Below are 20,810 nucleotides of genomic sequence, written 5' to 3'. Positions count from 1 at the left end.
GAGATAATTGGTTCCATCAAAGGTCGTGTCAGCTAATATCGCTTTTAGAGAGTTGATATTAGTTATATAATAGTTTCTATATCTCTGGACAAAACCAACATATGTAGATGAGAAAAATACTCACCATCAATTTGAGTGACATCTGGATATATTGTTTCGTATTGCGCCATTATGGATGGGAAGTAAGAGGTTAAACCATACGAATCTGCTCTATCAGCACTATTTTTAAGATAGAGCACTGCTTTATCTACTGCATTGATGACTGCTTGAGCAGTGTCATTTAGAGAGGGAATGGCTGTACCAATCCGTTGAGCAAACTCTACTAAGTCAACCACATCCACACTTTTATTATCCCAGACTGAAGTACTATAATCTGCTGATTTAAAACGACTTTTAGCAATGGTCATCCAACTTTCATCGTTTGTTAGATAGTTCTCAAGAGCTGTTGCAAAATGAGTAAGAGCAGTATTTAAATTCATTACTTCACTTAGATCCGAAAGCGATAGCGTAGTTGAGCCTGTGTTATTTTGTTCGGTATAACCATCAATAATAACTTTTCCTATGTCTTCGCCAGTGGCAGTGGGATGCTCATCAATATATTTTAGGAACGTATTATACTGCCAGCCTTTACCCGGCTCTAAATCTTCAGATGCAATAAAATATTTAGCATAACCCGAATAACTGGCTAGAGTTTCCGCAGAGGCCATTAAACATGCGTCAAATCCAATGATTTCAAAAAAGTGACTAATTCCTCCAGCAACTTCACCAACTACCTTAGATAAATCATTGATTGCAATTTTTCCAGGTGCGGGAGGAATATCCGCGCCACCATAACCGCCATTGGGACCCCCACCATGATCCCAAAAAATGGTAATGTATTTTTCAGCTGGATAATTTGTAATTCCCCACTGCAAAAAGTCTTTTATAACTGCGGGGTTACCCATAGCCAGACTACCCAAATCAGCAAGCTGCTGTGTTTTCCCTTTATAAACAATTTTTCGCTGAACAGTTTGATAACCAGGAGAACGAGATCCCCCTGTTTCTAATATAATATTCATATTGGATGTAGATCCTACTTGTTCCATTTGTGCAATATTAAAATTCGCAAAATTATGATCGGTCTGCAGATCAGAACCAATGATATATACCAATACGGTATATTTTGCTTTACTAATTTTTGATTTAATAGGACTCGTTAATGGACTACGTCCACCATAATTAATACTTAAATGACGATTTATATTAGCAGTAGCATTCGCTATAACTACAGAGATAGAACAAGTTGCATTGTATGCCAGGGTACTACCACAAGTAGTGGTAAGAGTTGTCACTTGAGAGGATTGATTATCACCATCATTGATAACCTGGATGCTTCGTAAAGGTAACGTGCGCCCTCTAACATTATTTCTAATTGTATAATTTAAAGTTTGAGTTTGCCCAATAGCAAGATCATTGATTGAAGTGGAAGAGATAAATGAAATGGGTAACTCAGCATGGCAGCTACCTGATATCAATAATAATGCACTGATTGAAATACAGCGCATCCTGCACCTTTGAATATGATTAGATAACATAGTGAACTCCAACTAAAAGGGTATTTGAACTCAGTGCATACGCTGGTGAAGCTAGAGTTACATATTCACCATTTAGTTGCCCAGAAGAACTGGCGCTAATATGACCATAATTAGTATATAAATAGCTTAGTGAGTATGAAAATCCTGCTGAATAGTGATAATTCAGACCAATACCTGCATCGGTGACCAATTTTGTTGTATGTTTATTATTTAAAGATACCCCCCCTTCTAAGTCACTTGAAATGGGTTTATCTTCATAATTAAATTTAGACCAGCCACCGCCGAGACCACCTAAAATAAACAAAGAGGCTTGTTTATAAGTAAGTACATCAAACGTAAGTTGTGCTAAAAGCCGAGTATTTTCAAAATAAAGGCGATAACGATAATTGTTTAAATCCGCTTGTTCAAATTGATAGACTTGACCATCAATAATAAAATTGGAAAATCCGCTGTAACGAAGATTTAACCCGACTCCAAACTGATTAAACCAAGGCGTTTGAATATTATTCAAAAGAGGAAATCTATAATTAACAGCCAGACCAATGTCTCCAGTGGCATGAGAAGTGCCTTGTTCTATAGAATCTGTTTCAATGTCCGTAACAATAATGTGTGTACTTTTAGGCGGGCTAAACCAATCAACCCCACCATCTAGGATCAACTCGATATTAGAATGTGCAGATAAGGCAGAAACATAAATGCTAAACCATATAATACCTCTTAGGATAAATTTCCGTATCATTTTTAATCCATGATTATGTAGTCTCACTAATAGTATTTAAAGGTGAAATGAAAGTAAATAAAAAACCATTTATCCTTATAAATTCTCTTTTAAAATTATAAGGTTATTCATTAAAAGCCTCATTAAAAAAATAAGTAATAATTTATAACGAAATACAGTTTTATCATATAAGGGAAGAAAGATTGTGTCATTCACTAACTCTTCCGTAAGGTTTAATAAGCCAACTTTAGTGGTTGTCATGTTTCTATCTATAAACAAGGAATAAACAGTTTTTAGTTTCCAAAGCGAAACTACTTGGACCAGATCAATAAGATAATTCCACATAAGATAAATAAAGAATGTATGCTCTTATCCAACCAGGACATTTTTTCTGTCGAATTTACCCTCTGCGCTGGTAAAACAGTCAACAAAACGATACTGATTAATCCACGAATAATAACGCCAAACAGACAAAATAAAGATCCGAGTAAAAATATTTGATATTTCGCATCAGGTGCATCAATAGTGATACATTGTGGCAAAATTGCCATAAAAAAAGAAGAACTTTGGGATTCAAAAGATTAATAATTACACCTTTGCAAAATATAAAATAATCTTTACTGACTAAATAAAAATTGTTTACCGGTTTTAATGTTTGCTTTTTTAAAGCCGATGCTCCAAGATAAATTAAAAATAAAGCGCATAAATATTTAGCCCCTATCAAAAAGAAAGGAATTTTAATCAGCAGAACGGTTAATCCAAGGGTAGCCGCTATAGTATGCACAAAAGTACCACATTCAATCCCAAAAAGTGATAAGAATGTCCTGCGACTATTTTTTTGCATACTGTGATGTATCACGTAAAACATCGCCGGACCAGGCATTATATTTAATAAAACAGCCATCATTAAAAAGTAGGTCATTTGGTCATCCTTAACAGTAATGAATTGTTTGAAACAAGGCAGCCAGGTTATTTGAGTCATGCGCAATTTGACTGCTTGACTCGTCCGTGCATAATGCTCTGGCGATAAGATTTGCAACCATGTTCATTTCAGATTCCTTCATGCCTCGGCGCGTCATTTCGGTTGTCGCTAATCTTAAACCTGTGGGTAAAATAGATGCTGCTCCAGGAATAAAAACAGGGTTTCCAATGATGTCACAGCGCTCTAATCGTCTGATAGCAGCCCACCCTCCAGCATAGGCGGTCATATCAAGAAGGACTTGATGGGTTTGAGTAAACCCTTTGCTTTTTGCCCAAACAGTCAGCCCATAGGCATCCAAAGACTGAGCCAATGCTTGGGCATTTTTAATGACTTGCGACATGTACGCATTACCATACTCTAAAAACTCCAGAGCAGTTAACCCTAATGCAGCAACACGATTTAACTGGTACGTACCAACAAAACCAGGAAAAATCAATGAAGAAAAATTCGCATGAAGTGTTTCATCATTCCATAACAAAAGTCCGCCTTGAGGACCACTGAATGTTTTTCCCGTGGAACCACTCACTACATCAATTTTTTGTAAAAAAGGATTGGCAAAACATCCCCCTGCGATTAACCCTAATTCATGCGCTGCATCGTAAAAAACCCTGGCGCCATGCTGGTGAGCAATGTTTTGAATCGTTTGCAATGGCAGTTCAAACAAAGACACCGATAATCCAAGACTAATCAGCGATGGATGGTGCTGATAAACCAATTGTTCTAGCCGTTTTAGATCAATGCTAAGGTTATCGTCCAAAAAAGGCATAGGTATTACATTGAGTTGTAATAACCCCGGCATACTTTGCTCACAATGACTTGAATCCCCGCCCTGCTCTGGCATAATAGCTATGACCGTATCGCCTGGTTTAGTAAGAAGAGAATAGACTACTTGACACGCCTGCGTACCGCCAATAAGCCGAAAATCACAAAATTGGCATTGAAAGAGTGATTTGAGGCTCTCGTAAGTATAAGCTTCCATTTCATCAATCCAATGAGTTGCGGCAAAATAGCGCTGCTTTGCTCCAATATGGCCTCCTGCTGTCCGTGTGCATAGATCAGCAGACAATAAAGATCTCGCCATTGGACTCAATGGACCTTCTGCAGCAACCAAATTGATACACCGACGCATTCGCCATTCTTGATTGCATTGAATGGTTTTTATAAAGTGATGCCGCCTATCTGAAAATGTAGGATAACGCAATAATTGCTGTTTTGCCCGCTGCAAAACAGCGGGATCAGCCAAGAGGACTTTATGCGACATGACGAGCTGCCGTTGCATTTACATTATCCCACCATCGGTCATCTACCTCATGAGAGCTTTTATTCATGTCACGGATACTTGCCCAAGTCATATTCAACATGATTCTCGTTGCATCGTAACGTAATGGCACCGTGCGGTGCAAAGTGGTATCCGCTTTTAAGAGATACACATCACCCGGAACAAAAGAATAAGTATGAATCGGGTGATCGCAAAGGTATTGATAGACATCAGGTTGCTCTTTATCCCAGCTGGTATGAGGAATACACTGTAACATTCCACCACAATCCACGGGCGGCACTTCCACAATCCAAATTAAAGCATAACCGTAATCTCCCCAATGCCACCCATGAGTATCGCCACTGAACTCTTGTTTGGTAATGACAAATTTTTCATCTTCTTTTACATCAGTGAAAAGTGGTTCTTGACACAGCATAGCCAAAAATTGCAATAATGCAGGCGACTCTCTGACTTCGCTTAATAAAGTGCTATGCTCCGCAATGAGTTCGCTTCTAACGACACTTAAATAACGCGGAGTATTGTCGGTTGTTTTTAAAATCAGATCACGACGTTCCGCATATTCTTTTAATAGTTTATGGATTTCAACATGAACAAGGGATTTAAGTTCATTGTTCACTACATCAGGTATTTTAATCATCCCTTGTCTTAAGAAAGCCTCACTTAATTTGCGTATTTTTTTAGGTGAAAACGCTTCTTTTGTATGCTTGGAAATTTGCTCATTTAACCTGTCCATTTTTGTCCTTTTATTGTTAAAAACAAGCCTATTTTTTATTTTTTTTTATTTGTAATCAATAGGTTATTTCAGTAATATATTATTTCATTTTTGCAATAATCAATGTGGTATGATTTCTGAGATTCAAGTTTTTATACAAGTGGTTGATAGCAACAGTTTTTATAAAGCGGCAAATGTATTAAAGATGTCGCCTGCATCGGTCACTCGAAAAATTGCCAAATTAGAAGCATCACTCGGTGTCACTCTTTTAAATCGTAACACCAGACGATTTTCATTAACGAGTTATGGCGAGTATTGTTATCAACACTGTCAAATGATTACTGGATTGATGTCAGAACTACACCAAAGTATTGCAGATAAAATTAAATCACCTAAAGGCACGCTTCATCTCAGTATTGCTGCTTATTCAGGCTATATGGAATTAATCCCCATTATTTCGGGATTCATTAAAAAATTCCCACTGATTAAAATTAACTATTTCAAAAGTAATATTTATCCTGATTTCATTGAGGATACTTTTGATTTTTATTTCCGATATAAAGAAGTTCATACTCGCACATTACAATCCCAAAAGCTTATTGAGCATCAATTAATTTGTTGTGCGTCACCTCATTACCTCCAGCATCATGGAGTACCCAAACATCCTCATGATTTGATTCATCATAATTGTATTATTCATCAAATTAATTTGTATGAAGGCGAAATATGGGATTTTGAGGATAATCATCAACTAACCTCTATCACCGCTACGGGCAATTTACGCGTCAACAATTCTGCTTTAGCATTGGAAGCTGTTATGGAAGGCATAGGCATTGCTCGGCTCCCACAATATTTTTTTCAAAAACATCTGAACAATGGAGAGTTAGTAGAGGTTTTAGCAAACTATCGTTGCCCACCGCTCGCGGTGTGGCTAATACATCCCCGTAACCAACATATGTCTTACCACCATAAAATTTTTATGGAATATCTTGTTGAAGCCTACCGTTGCTTAAATAGTAAAAATACTAAAACATTTATTGACAATTAAATGAAATAAAAGCATTTTTCATCTGCTGGAAAATTAATAAATGCGAAAATAAGGAGTAATCTATTGAACAATGCAACTATAGAAAAAATTTTAAACCACAGATTGATTGATTTGGATTTACCGTCACTTCCTGCAAAAAATAATCATCATGGCTGGGAGACCTTGTACCGACTTTATTTTCCCGAAATGCCAGAGGAAAATACGAATTTTTATGATGCTTTTAGCAAAGCCTACGTACAGATTTTCCGCGATGGGCTTGGTTCATTACCCATGTTGCAACATCGCTCAGAGGCTGTAAAAAGCGATAAACAGATTGTCTACCATGTAGTATCTTTTCGCGGCAATGAACTAAAATGGGCAGCTTATTCACTTCAAAATGACAAAAAAACAGTATTAGCTGCCGTTGAAGGCGATTGCAACGCGTTGGAATTTGCTTCTCCTTTGATGCAAGACGATGATGAGGTAGTGTTTAAAGCCATAGAGAATAAACGAGGCTGGGCGATAAAGCATGCGTCTCCACGGCTGAAAGAAAATAATGATATGCGTCAATCTGCCGTTGAAGAATATGGTTTGGCATTGGAACATATTCCTAGTAAACACCGGGATCTTAATCTATCTCTGCGCGCATTACGCTCAAATTTTTTTGCGTCATTGTATTGTACTGAGAATGTAAAAAAAACACCTGAATACCAGCAAGTGCAGAAGCTAACGGATTATCAAGAAAGGAATCAGCTTATTACTTTCTTTCTCTCTAAGGGTTCGGCCACTAAAAATGCCCGCAAGACAATTGCCACAGAGGTACCTAATGAGTCTATAGAAACACCAGGCCTGAAATAAGCGATTTCATCTAACAAGGCGGCGGCTTATCATTAACGTATTTACGCCGCTCAAGGCTTCTTACATGTTAGGCCTAGCCTACAGTAGAAACATATAATGGATCATTACTAATTGATACCCATTCGACCGCAGACGAAAATCAACTTGCTTATTATTCTTATTGCTTCTTTTGATTCATTTGACGTTTGGATATTGCATAAAGTCTGAATACTCAGGGATTTTGATAATCGCTTAACCACAATATGTGCCGTGTATGTTTGCTTACATCACTGCATCTATGTAAAACTTAACTGGGGAACGGGATTGGATTAGTTTTTTCTATTCGGGAGGCTTAGACAGTAAGAATGAAAAGTAAATCAATATTGCTTGTAGAAGATAACATTAAGTTAGCCAACTATCTCAAAGAAAGCCTACAAGAAGCAGGTTATGATGTATCTATTGAAAAACGTGGCGACAGAGCCGTCTATCGTATTCTTCGTGAACAACCAAGTGTGGTGATATTAGATATAATGCTTCCAGGGATGAATGGAGATCAAATCTGTCACACCATTCGAGATGATTATTTGGGGAAAATACTCATGTTAACCGCAATTAATGATATTGAAAGTGAAGTATCTTCTTTAAACTTAGGAGCCGATGACTATTTAACAAAACCTGTTGCAGACGAAGTTTTAAAAGCAAGAATAGAAGCATTGTTACGTAGACCTAATCTAGTTAATGATCAAAATCAATTTCATTTCGGCAACTTTTCTATCAATTTTAGTACAAAGAGTGTCCATCTCTTTGGTGAGGAAATTTCAATAAGTACCAGTGACTTTGAGGTTCTTGCTTTATTGGTTAAGAATCATGATAGATTACTTAGTAGAAATAGCATTCAGTATGCTCTTTCTGGTCGCGAATATGATGGGGTTGACAGGAGTATCGATTTAAAAATATCACGTTTAAGAAAAGCATTAAATGATAACAGTAAAAAGCCTTATCGAATAAAAACATTTCATAAAAAAGGATATGTATTTATATCTGAAGCTTGGGAATAATCATGCTTAATCTTTACGCCAAAACAGCCAGGAAGCACTAATATCCCATGTTTTCATGTTAGGTAGTTTTTTATTATGTTTGTATTGGGTATGCACGACCCCAGCTACCAATTTTATTGTAAGTCTACACAAATTATCTTAAAGAGATCTCTGTACAATATATATACATTTACAATGTGTACTCCTGATAAAATCAAAACATCAAAATAAACGTTCAAGTGGAATTCAAGACTATGGGTACTACTCCTTCAATGACTGCATTACAAGCAATAATTAAGCTAGGGCATATTCCTGCTGTTAGTTATGCCTGTGTCGAGCACAAAGAAAATGAAAAACATAAATTTGTAAGAACTTCAATATCTGTTGGCAAAAAAAATCTTCAACCCAAAGACGCAGAAATGACCGTAAATAATAAAACCAGATTTCCAGCATCCTCTCTCAGCAAAATTGTTTTTACTTATTTGATATTGCAGTTGGTCAAGCAGAAGCAAATTGCTCTGGACGAACCATTACATGACATATTGCATTATGAACGATTCAAAGTGGATGGTGAATATCCTAAAAAAGCGAAGGAATTAACGGCCAGACATATATTGTCACATACTACGGGCTTACCGAATTTTGGGGCAAGTTTATCTTCACCACTCATTTTTGACTCTAAATCGAAATTGAGTGAGGGATACTCCTATTCAGGCGAAGCTTTTCTTTACTTACAAAAAGCCATTGAAGCTAAAATTGGCAAAGATTTAGAAACATTGGCCCAAGAGTATGTGTTTGCGCCATTAAAAATGAGCCGCTCTACATTTATGCCAACATCAGAGGACGATGATAATGTTGTCGCAGTTCATACCGAGCTAGGAAAACCAACTTCAATTTACGTAGGAGAGCCTCTCGTAAACGCCGCTGGCTCGCTGCTGACAACCGCCGATGATTTTTCGAAATTAATGGTTGCATGGTTAGAAAATATGAAGGATCCCCTCATTGAACAGGCATTTGAGCCAATGAATACGGATGGCCTCATGACATGTGGTTTAGGCTGGCACATCTATAGACATGAGGATGAGGTAATAGCATATCAATATGGTGAAAATCCTAATACGCGTGCTTTTATTGCGATCAATATAACAACCCAAAAAGGTGCTGTATTTTTTACCAATTCAGAAAACGGGATGAGCATTGCAAACCAAGTGTTCTGCTCTCCTGATTTAACTCCTATTGGTACTATGGACAGGATCTATAAACAATTACATTATACTCAATGCGATGAGCCAGGATGGCAAGAAACGATTTTAGGTAAAATTGCTGAAATTGATGACCAATTTGAAGAGGCAAAATATTATTTTGAAAAAGCTTTTGAGTTATCGCCTGAGGATGAAACGAAACTGAGGCGTTTGGAATGGTTTAAACTGGTACATCATCCCTCTCCGAAGCAGGAATCTACCTTATCAATGAACGCATTTGTTGGGAATTATAAGAACTTATATAACGATGACGTAGAGATATCAATAAGAGATGGTGGTTTGATATTTAAGCAATTTGATCAACAAATAAAACTTGTGCAAGTAGCAGAGGCTGAGTTTTTACCTGAAAAGGACCAATCTTTCAAAATAGGATTTGATGGAGATCACTTGAGCATTTATTTTGTCCACGGTGGTCGTAATAAATTTTTATCAAAACAGCATTCACCAAAATATTCATTACAATATAAAGACGAAGTGAGGCAATTGCGAGTATCTCAGCTTGAAATGCAATACACAGACACAACATCCAAACCATCCTGGAGGTCATAAAAGAATTTATCTTAATGAATCTATAACATCTACTTTAAAAGACCCCCTCCCTCTGCAAAGAGGTTGAAAATGATTAAACTTGTTTATTTATCAACTCCCAAAAAAATACCGAGGCAGTCTAATTGTGAATCGAGCACCATTTAATATCGGGGATTGTGTAGCGAACACCTTTCCTCCATGGAGATTAACAATTTTTTTAACAATGGCTAAGCCTAACCCAATATGTTTATCCCCAATTTCAGCGTCTTCGGCAATCGAGTATTCAGAAAAAATGTCATCCACACCCTCATGCGGTAAGCCTGGCCCATCATCGTCAATGTGGATTAAAATGTACCTATCATCCAGCGAAATAGTTAAAGAAATATGGTGTAGAGCAAATTTCATGGCATTTGTAATTAAATTTGTAATAGCATGTTTTAAAATACTTTCATCTATGTATGCTTCAATAGAATTTAATTCATTCGCATGAAATGTAATTTCAAATATCGATGATGCATAAGGCTCTAATAATGTTTTCAACCATGATATTATATCTGTCTTCGACTTTTTTAATTTTAATTCACTGGAATGCATTTTTGAGTAAATCAAAAAAGTACTGACGATGCGATTCATGTCTGCAATATCTTCTTGTATACTGTTAACTTGTTTAGTGAGTAATATATCTTCTGTGTTTTTTCTTTTGATACTATCCGTCGCCATTTGAACGGTTGACAAAGGAGTTCTAATTTCATGTGCGACAAATCGACACATTTGTTTATGTGATTCAATCAGCTCTTTTAATCGTTCGCCCATGTGGATGATATTTATATAAAGCCCGTACAATACAGAAGCCGTGCTTATTTTCCGATGAAAATCAAAGTTCCCTTGACTAAAATTTTTAGTGATCTGATATACCTTTTTCATATTTTTCACAAAAAGCACGGAGAGAAATGTAATAAGGCAAAGGGATAAGAAAAAGAAAGCCAATATAAAGTAATATATTACGTCACTTACTCTTGCTGAAATTGATAGATAGTTGAGTGGGCCAATTTTGAGTATTCCTCCACTAAAACCATAATAGAGAATACCAATTTGTGACGAATTTTTATTTGTTTCAAATACCAGATGATTTGTTGATAAAGAGTTAATTATATTACGTGGTACGTGCATACTTTTGGTATTATAAATATGAAGTGGGAAGCCATATATTTTTTCTAGCTTTAATATTTCTTTATTCCAGGTATTTTTGGGTATTAATAATAAATGTTGAACGATTTGTTTTAAAGCGGGGCTCATATAATCAAAAATAACTTGGCCTGGATCTGAAAAATAATAAGCTAATACGTATGGGGTCTTACCAATTTTTTTATAAGCTATATGTTGTACAATGACTAAGTTGAGAAATTGATAAGTTTTACCTGTTAAATAAATTATCTCACCATTATTTAATTGCTTACTCTGCGTCGCTGTAAGCTTTAGGCGGTCGATTGTTATAATATGGACAATATCATCTGTCTTTTTCTTTATTAGTGGATTCCAGTTTGATTTTGGGTTATTAATTAATTCATTTTCTAAACTAATTAACAGCCCTTGTGACATCGTTTTTCCTGCATTAATAACTATATCTGTCTCAAGTGATTTTAAATATCTAAAAAATGTCAAAACAAAAATTAAAAAAATCACAAAGAATGCACCCAAAATTTTAATATATATATTAAATTTCATGACTTATGTACTCTAAATAAATAGATACTTTTGCACAGAAAAGCTTCTATTTATGATCTGCTTTATCAAGGATAATCATAAACTCATCTAAGAGTCGCGATTAGTGGGTTTACTCTCAATTTTTCTCAATTATCAAATGAGTGTAGCATTTATTACTGTTATAATTTATAAGTTCTATCTTTTATCTCGCCAGATTCAATTGCGCTGATCAATAATCGTCAATTTTTTTAAAAATTTTCCCGGGACAATACATTAATGAGATTTACACACATCAATATAGAAACTTTGATTTTGGTCGCTATTTGGGAACAGCCCAGTATATTTCAAGGATGTTTTAAAATTTCTACTCTAAAAAATGAACAGGAGAAATACTTCTTTTTTCGATGTGAACTAAATAATTCCATTGATTTTCTTGGACATGAGTTTCATCCAGATAATTATTGTTTGACTCATTTTTATTGTAAGGAAGAGAAAATTGACTTGGGTAATGGAGGCGAATCAATTGAGTATGCTTTATATATATTAAAGTACGCACTCTACATCACTATTAAAGAGATGTTGACTCACCGTAACCAAAAACATCAATTCCTTTATATGGATGATGTTGTCTTAGAATCTCTAGTTCAAAAAATCAAACCTATTTTAAACCAAAGCTCATTATGGAGTGAGGCCATGAAAGAAATAGGTTTTGCGGTAGCTATGGACTTTTGTCCGCAAGAGGCAATGGCAGAAATTGCAGTACAAACATTGTTATCTCATTTTTCAGAACTCAAAGTTTAAATGCAATCCTTCAAGGTAGTCCTGTCTGGAGCAAGCACTAACTGTTAATAATAAATTAAGTCAACTCGCTTAATTTAAGATGCTTCACTCCATGTTTTTTAAATTCATTAGCGTATTGCGCTTTAACCTCTTCGACTTTCCTCATGCGTTCCATAGGCTCCATCTTCTTATATTTTTCCACTCCCATTGCCTCCATTACATCTCGTTCACTTAATCTATGAATTAACTCATCCCAGAACAATTTTTGTTCATAAGGTTCAATAAACTTTTCATTAAGTAACTCTTCATACTGAGTTTTTTCAAAATGTTCATTGAATTCTTGAGAAAATTCTATCTGCTCATCTGCTTCCATTTCTTTAAAGTAAGATAAAAACTTCTGTTTTAAAGCTTCATACTCATTTTGTTTCGTTTCCTTTATGGTATAGGAATGCAGTACCCAGTCGGCTATGTATAACATATCAAGCAAGGTGCGATATTCTTTCTTAGTAATATTAACTTTCATAATTTATTCCTCGTCTTTATTAACTTGCAACACTACAAGTTTTATTTTCCTTCGCATCCCAAATAAAATCAGCACAGCTTATGCAAGCCAGTTAGGATTTTATCCTTATTTTTGTTCCTTTCTAACAAGTAATTTGAGGCAATTCCGTCGGTACGATTTTTTAGAATATTTAATGTTGATTTAATAATCATTTGGTATAATTTCGCCACAAGTTATTCCAAAGAATCAAGGTGATGTTGATGAAGATTAAATTTGAAAAAAAATTATTTGATAAAAAAATAACAAGTAAAATAACAAATAAAAACCAGACTTGCTCAAAAAAACATGATAAATCGATTAGCCAATCAATGTTGCATAAAAAAACAAAAAAAATAACAGAGGGTACGAACCCCGAACCAATTGAAACTATTGAAATCCCTAATGATAATATGCCTAACCCTAATCAATTTTTCAATAAGAATTATATCAAAGGCGAAAAGCAAAAATCCAAAAATGTAACTGGAACTCGTCAATATCATACGAGTCAAAAATCGCACAAGCCAGAACAGGGAGTTATTGATTATCTCCATACCAAATCCAAAGATTTAGACAAAGAGGTTGCTCAAAAACAAAAAGATGGTGGATATAAGCCTGATGACTGGGGCATGGCTACCTTTGGACAAATTTTTAAGAAAAATGGAGTCAATATTGTTGTGCAATCTTTAGTTAGTGGCGCCAATAGCTTAATTACTGCACTAAATAAGCCCCTAAATGAGATCACAGTAGACGATTTACGCTATCTCGGCGTTTTGTACATGAATGGTCAATTCCCTAAAGGAGCGAGTTTATATTTTGCTTCACCTAATGCACTTAAAACAGGCCTGATCCATCCAGAATATTTATCCAATAAAGAATGGAAACACTATGGACACTTTACCCAGGTATCCCCTACTCGTTGCCCCCACACTGGGGACGTCAAACGAAATCTAAGAGAAACTACAGGACTTTTTAGAATCCCAGACTGGTTAGATGAAATTCCATTAGCAGTTTCTGAAGTCAAGGCAAACTCCAAGCAAACAATGACCCTTACCAATGGTACCGACAAAGAATTTGATATTGGTTGTGGTGGAGTATTACAAGTATATGTAAGTCCTGAGATTATGGGTATTCTGCACCAAAATGTGACCAAAGTTATTTATCAAACAAATGATAAGCATGGCATTAAAACAGCAGTTCGTGATAATGAAGGTGTCATTGTTGAGTTTAAGTTTAAAGGACATAATGGCAAAGCGGGTGAAAAAGGATTTATTATTGATTTAAGTGGAGGAGTGAAGGAAGCCCACCCCACTATAGAAGTGACGCCTAATGGCGAAGCTTACCCAGTTTTTAGAGGATAATTAATCATAAAAAATGCGTAATAACGAGCACATGTTAACTCGAACGGCAGAATTTATCCCAAAATACTGCCGTTAAGAGCCAATTACTTATTAAAACGCCACTTGAATTTGGTAGTTAACCGGTTGTACATCAAGGTCCAAATATAGATTTTAATAAAATTTCGACATGAGATTGGGTGGAGGAGTATCCTCAAGTAATTTGATAGGCTCTAAGTGATGATAATCTACTTTATGTTCTAAAATTTCTTTAGCCTCGGGTGAATCATTTAATTCGGATATATCTATTGATGGGCAAGTTAATTGTTTTTGTACCTTGAATAAAGCAAAGCCACAACCCCGCTGCCGCATTTCTTCCCGAATATCTTCCATTTTATGAGAGTAGAGAATATTTGGGGTATAAACACTAACAGAATCATTTTCGTTTTTTAGGATTCGATGTTTGGTAAAACCAACTACCTTTTGACCTTGTTTGAGTAAGGTTGAATCTGTATTATTACTTTTCACCTTATCCATGGATGGTTCTATTGATTTAGATAATACGTTTTTTTCTATTTTTTTAATAATTAGCGCATTATTTTTTTTGAAAAACTTCATCATTTAATACACTCCCTGTTCAATTTTTATTATTCATAATAACAGTAATTTAAAATCAAATGCAAACTCTTTGATTTTTGGCCGGACACTATTGACTTGCTCTCTGGTTTCTCTTGGTGAATGCCCACATAAAAACTTAAAAAAACCTGAGGCTTAAATTAATTCTATATTTTAACTTTATCCCTGTTTTTTTAAGGTTATTTATTATCGAGTCATTTGAACTATTCCTTTGCATCAATGAATACTCAAAGCAGGTTCTCATACTCCATATCATCTCAGAGTCACCGTTCTATTTTTTTGAGTAGTCAATGTGCTCTAAATTTTCTACCGCTGTCAGACACTGCAATCTTTTTTTGAAATCTATAAACGATTTTGAGGACATAGGGCTTTGAGGAATAATAGTGCGCATCGCAATTACCAAACCTAATCCTTCATTAATAATTTGATCTAAACTATCCATTTTTAATTGAGTTGTTTGCTGATAATGGTCCGTTAGTTTTTTTCGTGCTTTTCCAAGTGCCTGACTAATTGCATCAACATCATAGTCTTTGCCCTCCGCCTTGAGTTGCAAAAGTTCTTTCCGTAAAAAATCTGCAATTTCACTCTTCCTTCCCAAATTAATTTTAGGACAGGGAATTTTATATAATTTCAAGATATGGGTGACTGAATGCCAGAAGGTATTTCGTTGATAATATTGATTTAAACGTTCAATAATTTTTTCAGTGGTATTAGTTTTATCATGATGTACATTTGCGAGTTGGTTGAGATTTTTTGCTAAAGAATCCAAATTTATAATTTGAGATGGATTTTGAGAAAATGTCAAGAAAGCCATTTTTAAAAGATTTCTCTGCAATTGATACTCATTTTCAGGACGAGTAACTTCTGATTTTAATAGAAGAACCAGCTTTCTTATTTCTTGACATTGTTGCATTGGATTTTTCTCTTGAGAGGCCAATATGGTATCTACTTCCTCAATAGCAAAGTGAATAAGCTCTCGTTGAGAGCTCAATAGAATTTCATTATGTTGTAGATGCTTCTGTAATAGGTTTTTTACTTCTATTCCATATTTTTGCGCATCGGGAGCAATAAGATTGATTTGATTCCATATGAAACCCTTTTCATTGTTTCTCTGAAGAATTTCCTTTACTAATGCAATTTTTTTTTCCAAATGTAAGATAGCCTCGCTCTCGGGTTTATTACGAGAGGCCTGAACACTTTCAAGCAGTAATGTTTTAATTTGATCACTAATCTCGCTTTTTGTATTACAATGATAGTGGTAATAATTGGCAATCGAAGTGAGTCTATATTGTAAGTTGGATAATCGATATTCTGGTTCTTCTCTAAGTAGAGGCTGTCCCCGATTAAATTGCTCATTACGTTCTACACCTCTAGGCAGTGATAAAATATTAGGAAGTTTGTTTTTATTAAATCGAAATTGTTTAGCGAGTAAAGAACAAAAATGTGCTTCTTCTGGACTAAGCTCCATATTTTTTAATTCATTTGCAACTAAAGCCATTTTATCGTTTAGCTGTTTTTTTTGGGATAATAGGTTTGTGAATTTTTTTTGCGGATTTAGAGGATCGTAGTTTTTTTCAAAAAACCAATTAAATGTAGCAGGATAAAGCTTTTTAAATAATTCTCGATGCTCTTGATTAATAAACAGTGAGGAGTCTTGTACATAGTCCTCTCGATTCAACAAAATTTTTCGCTTATTAATTGAGAGTCCTTTGCTATAGCTCCCCTCATTTTTTTCATGCAACATAAAAGCTTAAAACGTGCTAAATCGGACAACTCCAAATGACTTTCGATGTGTTCTTGTTGTATTCGTCCTTTGGTGTTTCTATGAGTAATATAAAATTTAGAGTTTATTTGGGGTAAAGTACCCGTTTTTCGACAAAAACGATTTAAATCATCATGTAAAAGTAAGGCAGTATGGTTTTTTTCATGATGTTCTAACCGGTTTCCTATGCCATGTTCTCCATAGTAAATTTTTATATTTGTTTTGGTTCTTTCTGGTGCACTAAATACATATCTACCCGCATGTTGTGGATCAAAACCTGGCCTATATTCATGGAGCATTAATGTTGATTCAAAATTTTCTACATTAGGTGGAATTGTATAAGAAGGCGCATGATCACGCCGCCCGGGTCCAGGAACTTGATCAATAAGAAATAGATTTACTTTAATCTCGGGATAAAGCAGATAAATCACATTAGCCATACGCAGACATGCATCAGCACCTCGACTAAAGCCTTGTAAATTGATTGCTTTTGGAAGTGTGCCCTCATTTTTTTCGATAATATTGTTAAGATAAACTGTAGCTTCAAACAATAAATCCTCCACTCCTTCCCCAGCAAGAACGCCTGTCAACTGCTGCATGGCATCTGATATTTTTTTGGACATAGAGGCGTTAATTGGTACCTTAGCATGTGTCACGGGATTGTAAAAATAAGTACCTGGAGTCGGGTGTTTGCTTGTAGGCGACTTAGGAGTTGAACCTGGCCCATCAAACAATCGTGCAGCTATAGAAGTGTTATTTCTATTTGCTTGTAAAATTGTATTATGAAAATTACTGATAATATGAAAATCAGATTCGCGATGCTCACCAGTACCAAGAAAGCTAAGGTTTACTATTTGTATTACTTCTTTGTTGCCCATAACATATAAATAAAAGTCATAATGATTATAGTGTAGACCAAAACAAGAAATGATCAATAATAACACAAAAACGAACAGCGACTTTTATTAATAGTGTATTAAGACTTTTTATATTTTGTAATGAACTGTTTGAATAGATTAGACAAATCACGCCAAAACGCGATTATTATTACTAAAAAAGTAATCAAAACGACAGCAACTACCATTTGAATGATATTGAAATTAAGGGCATCTCGCGCGACAAACCAACTTGTTATTGACCCTGCTGCCACCAAGAGTATTCTTATGATCCATCCCAATTTTTTTCCACACTCAAGCAATTCATAATAATTCAGTATTGATTATTATTTTAAAAATCACAACCTATGCGTTGTTTCCTATTTAGAGATTAATTTTTTATGCAGGCAATGTTTAAGGGAATGCCAACCGATCTCAGAATAATTTATGTATAATTTGTATTCATAATGTCTTGCTGGATGTTTTAAGAGCTATATTAGAAGCATAGGGATAATTATACTAAGGAGCATTGCAATGATATTTGATCAACACACTTGGATTATTACTGCAGACACCACTACTTGCCGCATTTATGCATCAAAAACAAAACATCATGATCTTACCTTAGTAAAGGAAATGGTTCATCCTCAAAGCAAACTTAAAGATATTGAGTTAACTTCAGGTAAAGCGGGTCGTACAGAACAAGGAACTTATACGCAACAATCCGATCCTAAAGAAATTGAGATCGATAATTTTGCCAGGATAATTGCTGATGTGTTGGATGATGGTAGGAATATGCATGCTTATGAGCAATTAATTGTAGTTGCCCCACCTCGTATGAATGGACTTTTATTTCACCATACCAACAAACATGTAACTCACTTAGTCACCCATAATTTTAAAAGTGATGTAATGCATTTCTCTAACCAGGAATTATGTGATTTTTTAGATAATCATTTGCGGTTCCATTAGATATTCAAAGAAACAACCAAGTGATAACCAAAGCTCATATTTTTTAGTTTAGGCTATTCACAAGATCAATTAATTGGGATCAATTGATTCAAGTCAAATGGTCTCATCTTATAAATACCGGTGAGTTTAAAAATTAGAATTTGAAACACTCATATTAAATCATGCAAATATCAGCTTATGTTGTGCTAACCTTTCTAAATAGGTGAAGTAAATCGTTAGAGCCATTTTATTCAATAATTAACTATATAGGAACACTGGGTGATTAATTTTTTACTAGTCTTTTTAGCTTTTATTTTGGTTTTACTCAATGCTTTTTTTGTAGCTGCTGAATTCGGAATGGTAAAACTTCGTTCAACTCGAGTAAAAGCAATTAAAAACATCTATGGTTTACGAGGAAAAATTTTATTTCATGTACATAAACACCTTGATGCATATTTATCTGCTTGCCAATTAGGGATAACCTTCGCATCTCTGGGACTAGGTTGGATAGGAGAGCCTGCTTTTGCTCATCTTTTAGAACCGCTTTTGTTCCTTATTGGGGCTAATTCACCTCAACTAACAACAATAATCGCATTTTTTATATCATTTTCATTTATTTCTTTTCTGCATATTGTCGTTGGGGAATTAATGCCTAAATCGTTAGCTATTCGACAATCAGAAAGAGTTTCTTTATGGACAGCTTTACCTCTATATGGATTTATTGGCTCATGTTTCCTGCGATTTGGGTTCTCAATAATTGCTCAAATTTTTTGCTAAAAGTTTTTAATCTAGATGCAGTTCATCAAGGTGAACACTCATACTCTACAGACGAAATAAAGTTACTCTTAAATGCAAGCCATCTGCATGGTGAGCTTACTGAAGAAGAAGTTGAAATTATTGAGCACACCCTTGACTTAGCTGATCTTAAGGTTACCGAGGTCATGCGATTTACCGAAGAAATGGTCACGATTCCTATAAATAAACCCATTAAGCAAGTCATGGATCTCATTATGGAACACCGCTATACTCGTTACCCTGTATACGATCCTGATAAAAAGGATGTCATTGGAATTATCCATGTGAAGGATCTTTTACCCGTCTTATATCAACAAGGTGAGGTAAAAGAATTACGTACATTACTAAGGCCAATGCTAAAAGTTTCACGCCGACTTCCTGCATTGGATTTATTACGCAAATTTCGCGAAGGGATGCCCCATTTCGCTCTTGTTTACAGTGGTAGAAAAACGATATTAGGATTTGTTACACTCGATAATTTACTTCAGGTACTTATTGGCCGAATTAAAGATGAGTTCCACCGCACTAAAGTTGATTGGGTATTAAACAATGATGGAAGTATATCTGCATCAGGAAATTGTTCCATATACTCTTTGGAGCAAGCTATTGATCGTGATATTGATGTGGATAATAACATTGATATTTTGAATGGTTTGTTTTTTTATCGACTAGGTTATGTACCTAAAGAAGGAGAGCACATTGATTTTCCAGAATTCCATGCAGAGATAGAAAGCGCAATTGCTTCAAAAGTTCTTAAAGTAAAAATTTACCCGAAGAAATTATCTGATGAACCCTAGAAACATGAGTTAATTATGAATAAAAACACCACACGTTCTTCTGTCGCTCTTTTAACACTTGTTAATCATGAAGATTTAAAAGGAGAGTTAACATTTCAACGCATTTTACAAACCCTCGGGGAAAGAGCATTCGGTATAGTGCTGTTGTTTTTTGCTTTACCAAGCGCATTACCTTTTTCTACTATTCCAGGTGTTTCGGTTATTTTTAGTGTACCTATATTGCTATTTGCTTGCCAAATGGTATTTGCCAGAAAAACGTTATGGTTACCAAAAACTATTGCAGAACATACTATTCACCAAAAAAGTATTTCAAAAATTATTCATGCAACAGTACCCTGTTTGATTAAAATTGAATATTTCTTAAAGCCTCGATGGTCATTTATGACGTGTCGTTTTATGGAAATAATAAACGGAACTATTATTTTCTGTTTAGCGATACTTTTGATGCTGCCTATTCCTTTCAGTAATTTTATTTTTGCAGCGTTACTTATTACTTTTAGTTTAGGTCTAATAGAAAAAGATGGATTATTTATTATTTTAGCGTATGTTGGTGTCTTTTTTTATGTCAGTTTTATTTATGTATTTATTGTCGCGATAATTAAGCATTTTTTTAATTAGATAAAGCGAACTTCTACTCCAAAATCATTACATTTTTAGTCAAAATTACTCTATCGGAGCA

At 35.0% G+C, this 20,810-nt stretch carries 18 protein-coding genes and 1 pseudogene; 9 read left to right on the top strand and 10 right to left on the bottom strand.

The features are described 5' to 3' along the window. Nucleotides 1-62 precede the first annotated feature (62 nt). From EL220_RS08770 to EL220_RS08750, 5 genes are all read right to left on the bottom strand, one after another. A complete protein-coding gene (locus EL220_RS08770; RefSeq protein ID WP_164838758.1) occupies nt 63-1,544 on the bottom strand; it encodes a clostripain-related cysteine peptidase in 1,482 nt (493 codons plus the stop codon). Nucleotides 1,545-1,563: 19 nt separating this feature from the next. After that, complete coding sequence (locus EL220_RS08765) at nt 1,564-2,313, bottom strand: hypothetical protein (protein WP_027270054.1); 750 nt, start codon at nt 2,311-2,313, stop codon at nt 1,564-1,566. A 421-nt stretch (nt 2,314-2,734) separates the two neighbouring features. After that, a complete protein-coding gene (locus tag EL220_RS08760; RefSeq protein ID WP_232002718.1) occupies nt 2,735-3,214 on the bottom strand; it encodes a LysE family translocator in 480 nt (159 codons plus the stop codon). A 10-nt stretch (nt 3,215-3,224) separates the two neighbouring features. Further along, the gene (locus tag EL220_RS08755; RefSeq protein ID WP_027270052.1) at nt 3,225-4,535 is read right to left on the bottom strand and encodes an aminotransferase class I/II-fold pyridoxal phosphate-dependent enzyme; all 1,311 of its coding nucleotides are present in this window, start codon (nt 4,533-4,535) and stop codon (nt 3,225-3,227) included. Continuing rightward, nucleotides 4,525-5,286: a HalD/BesD family halogenase gene (locus EL220_RS08750; protein ID WP_027270051.1), complete on the bottom strand. Its 762-nt coding sequence runs from the start codon at nt 5,284-5,286 to the stop codon at nt 4,525-4,527. Before EL220_RS08750 ends, EL220_RS08755 begins: the two co-directional genes overlap by 11 nt. Before the next feature lie 109 nt (nt 5,287-5,395). On the opposite strand from EL220_RS08750, the gene EL220_RS08745 reads away from it, so the two are divergent. From EL220_RS08745 to EL220_RS08730, 4 genes are all read left to right on the top strand, one after another. Continuing rightward, a complete protein-coding gene (locus tag EL220_RS08745; protein ID WP_027270050.1) occupies nt 5,396-6,313 on the top strand; it encodes a LysR family transcriptional regulator in 918 nt (305 codons plus the stop codon). Between the two features lie 63 nt (nt 6,314-6,376). Further along, nucleotides 6,377-7,150 carry a DUF4116 domain-containing protein gene (locus EL220_RS08740; protein ID WP_027270049.1) on the top strand — a complete coding sequence of 258 codons (774 nt, stop codon included), beginning with the start codon at nt 6,377-6,379 and terminating at the stop codon, nt 7,148-7,150. 344 nt (nt 7,151-7,494) lie between these two features. Further along, the gene (locus EL220_RS08735) at nt 7,495-8,187 is read left to right on the top strand and encodes a response regulator (RefSeq protein ID WP_027270048.1); all 693 of its coding nucleotides are present in this window, start codon (nt 7,495-7,497) and stop codon (nt 8,185-8,187) included. 233 nt (nt 8,188-8,420) lie between these two features. Then, entirely contained in the window at nt 8,421-9,977 is a 1,557-nt protein-coding gene (locus EL220_RS08730; RefSeq protein ID WP_027270047.1) for a serine hydrolase domain-containing protein, read from the top strand. A 90-nt stretch (nt 9,978-10,067) separates the two neighbouring features. On the opposite strand, the gene EL220_RS08725 is transcribed toward EL220_RS08730, so the two are convergent. Continuing rightward, nucleotides 10,068-11,681, bottom strand: a complete 1,614-nt coding sequence (locus tag EL220_RS08725) for a sensor histidine kinase (RefSeq protein WP_027270046.1) — start codon at nt 11,679-11,681, stop codon at nt 10,068-10,070. Between the two features lie 255 nt (nt 11,682-11,936). Here EL220_RS08725 and EL220_RS08720 point away from each other — a divergent pair, with 255 nt between their 5' ends. Further along, nucleotides 11,937-12,461, top strand: coding sequence for a hypothetical protein (locus EL220_RS08720; RefSeq protein ID WP_027270045.1), 525 nt, complete (start codon nt 11,937-11,939; stop codon nt 12,459-12,461). A 55-nt stretch (nt 12,462-12,516) separates the two neighbouring features. Here the strand turns inward: EL220_RS08720 and EL220_RS08715 are convergent, their stop codons facing one another. Further along, the gene (locus tag EL220_RS08715; RefSeq protein ID WP_027270044.1) at nt 12,517-12,963 is read right to left on the bottom strand and encodes a hypothetical protein; all 447 of its coding nucleotides are present in this window, start codon (nt 12,961-12,963) and stop codon (nt 12,517-12,519) included. 239 nt (nt 12,964-13,202) lie between these two features. Between EL220_RS08715 and EL220_RS08710 the strand changes: the two genes are divergently transcribed. Beyond that, nucleotides 13,203-14,339 carry a hypothetical protein gene (locus EL220_RS08710; protein ID WP_232002717.1) on the top strand — a complete coding sequence of 379 codons (1,137 nt, stop codon included), beginning with the start codon at nt 13,203-13,205 and terminating at the stop codon, nt 14,337-14,339. Between the two features lie 150 nt (nt 14,340-14,489). Here EL220_RS08710 and EL220_RS08705 read toward each other — a convergent pair whose 3' ends face one another. The 3 genes from EL220_RS08705 to EL220_RS08695 form a co-directional block, all read right to left on the bottom strand. Continuing rightward, entirely contained in the window at nt 14,490-14,936 is a 447-nt protein-coding gene (locus EL220_RS08705; RefSeq protein WP_232002716.1) for a hypothetical protein, read from the bottom strand. Nucleotides 14,937-15,222: 286 nt separating this feature from the next. Then, entirely contained in the window at nt 15,223-16,695 is a 1,473-nt protein-coding gene (locus EL220_RS08700; protein WP_128130861.1) for a Dot/Icm T4SS effector Lem25 family protein, read from the bottom strand. Further along, complete coding sequence (locus EL220_RS08695) at nt 16,626-17,591, bottom strand: hypothetical protein (protein WP_128130860.1); 966 nt, start codon at nt 17,589-17,591, stop codon at nt 16,626-16,628. The genes EL220_RS08700 and EL220_RS08695 overlap by 70 nt, the downstream gene beginning before the upstream one ends. Nucleotides 17,592-18,122: 531 nt before the next feature. Between EL220_RS08695 and EL220_RS08685 the strand changes: the two genes are divergently transcribed. The 3 genes and pseudogenes from EL220_RS08685 (at nt 18,123) to EL220_RS08675 (ending at nt 20,749) form a co-directional block, all read left to right on the top strand. After that, nucleotides 18,123-18,560, top strand: coding sequence for a host attachment protein (locus tag EL220_RS08685; protein ID WP_027270040.1), 438 nt, complete (start codon nt 18,123-18,125; stop codon nt 18,558-18,560). A gap of 258 nt (nt 18,561-18,818) precedes the next feature. Next, nucleotides 18,819-20,131: pseudogene (locus EL220_RS08680) on the top strand (hemolysin family protein). Between the two features lie 15 nt (nt 20,132-20,146). Further along, nucleotides 20,147-20,749, top strand: a complete 603-nt coding sequence (locus tag EL220_RS08675; protein ID WP_027270038.1) for an exopolysaccharide biosynthesis protein — start codon at nt 20,147-20,149, stop codon at nt 20,747-20,749. The last annotated feature ends 61 nt before the right edge of the window (nt 20,750-20,810 follow it).

Source organism: Legionella sainthelensi (genome assembly GCF_900637685.1).
In the GTDB taxonomy this organism is placed as follows: domain Bacteria; phylum Pseudomonadota; class Gammaproteobacteria; order Legionellales; family Legionellaceae; genus Legionella; species Legionella sainthelensi.
Note: the sequence above shows the minus strand (reverse complement) of the source record. Positions and strands in the feature narration are given on the sequence as shown.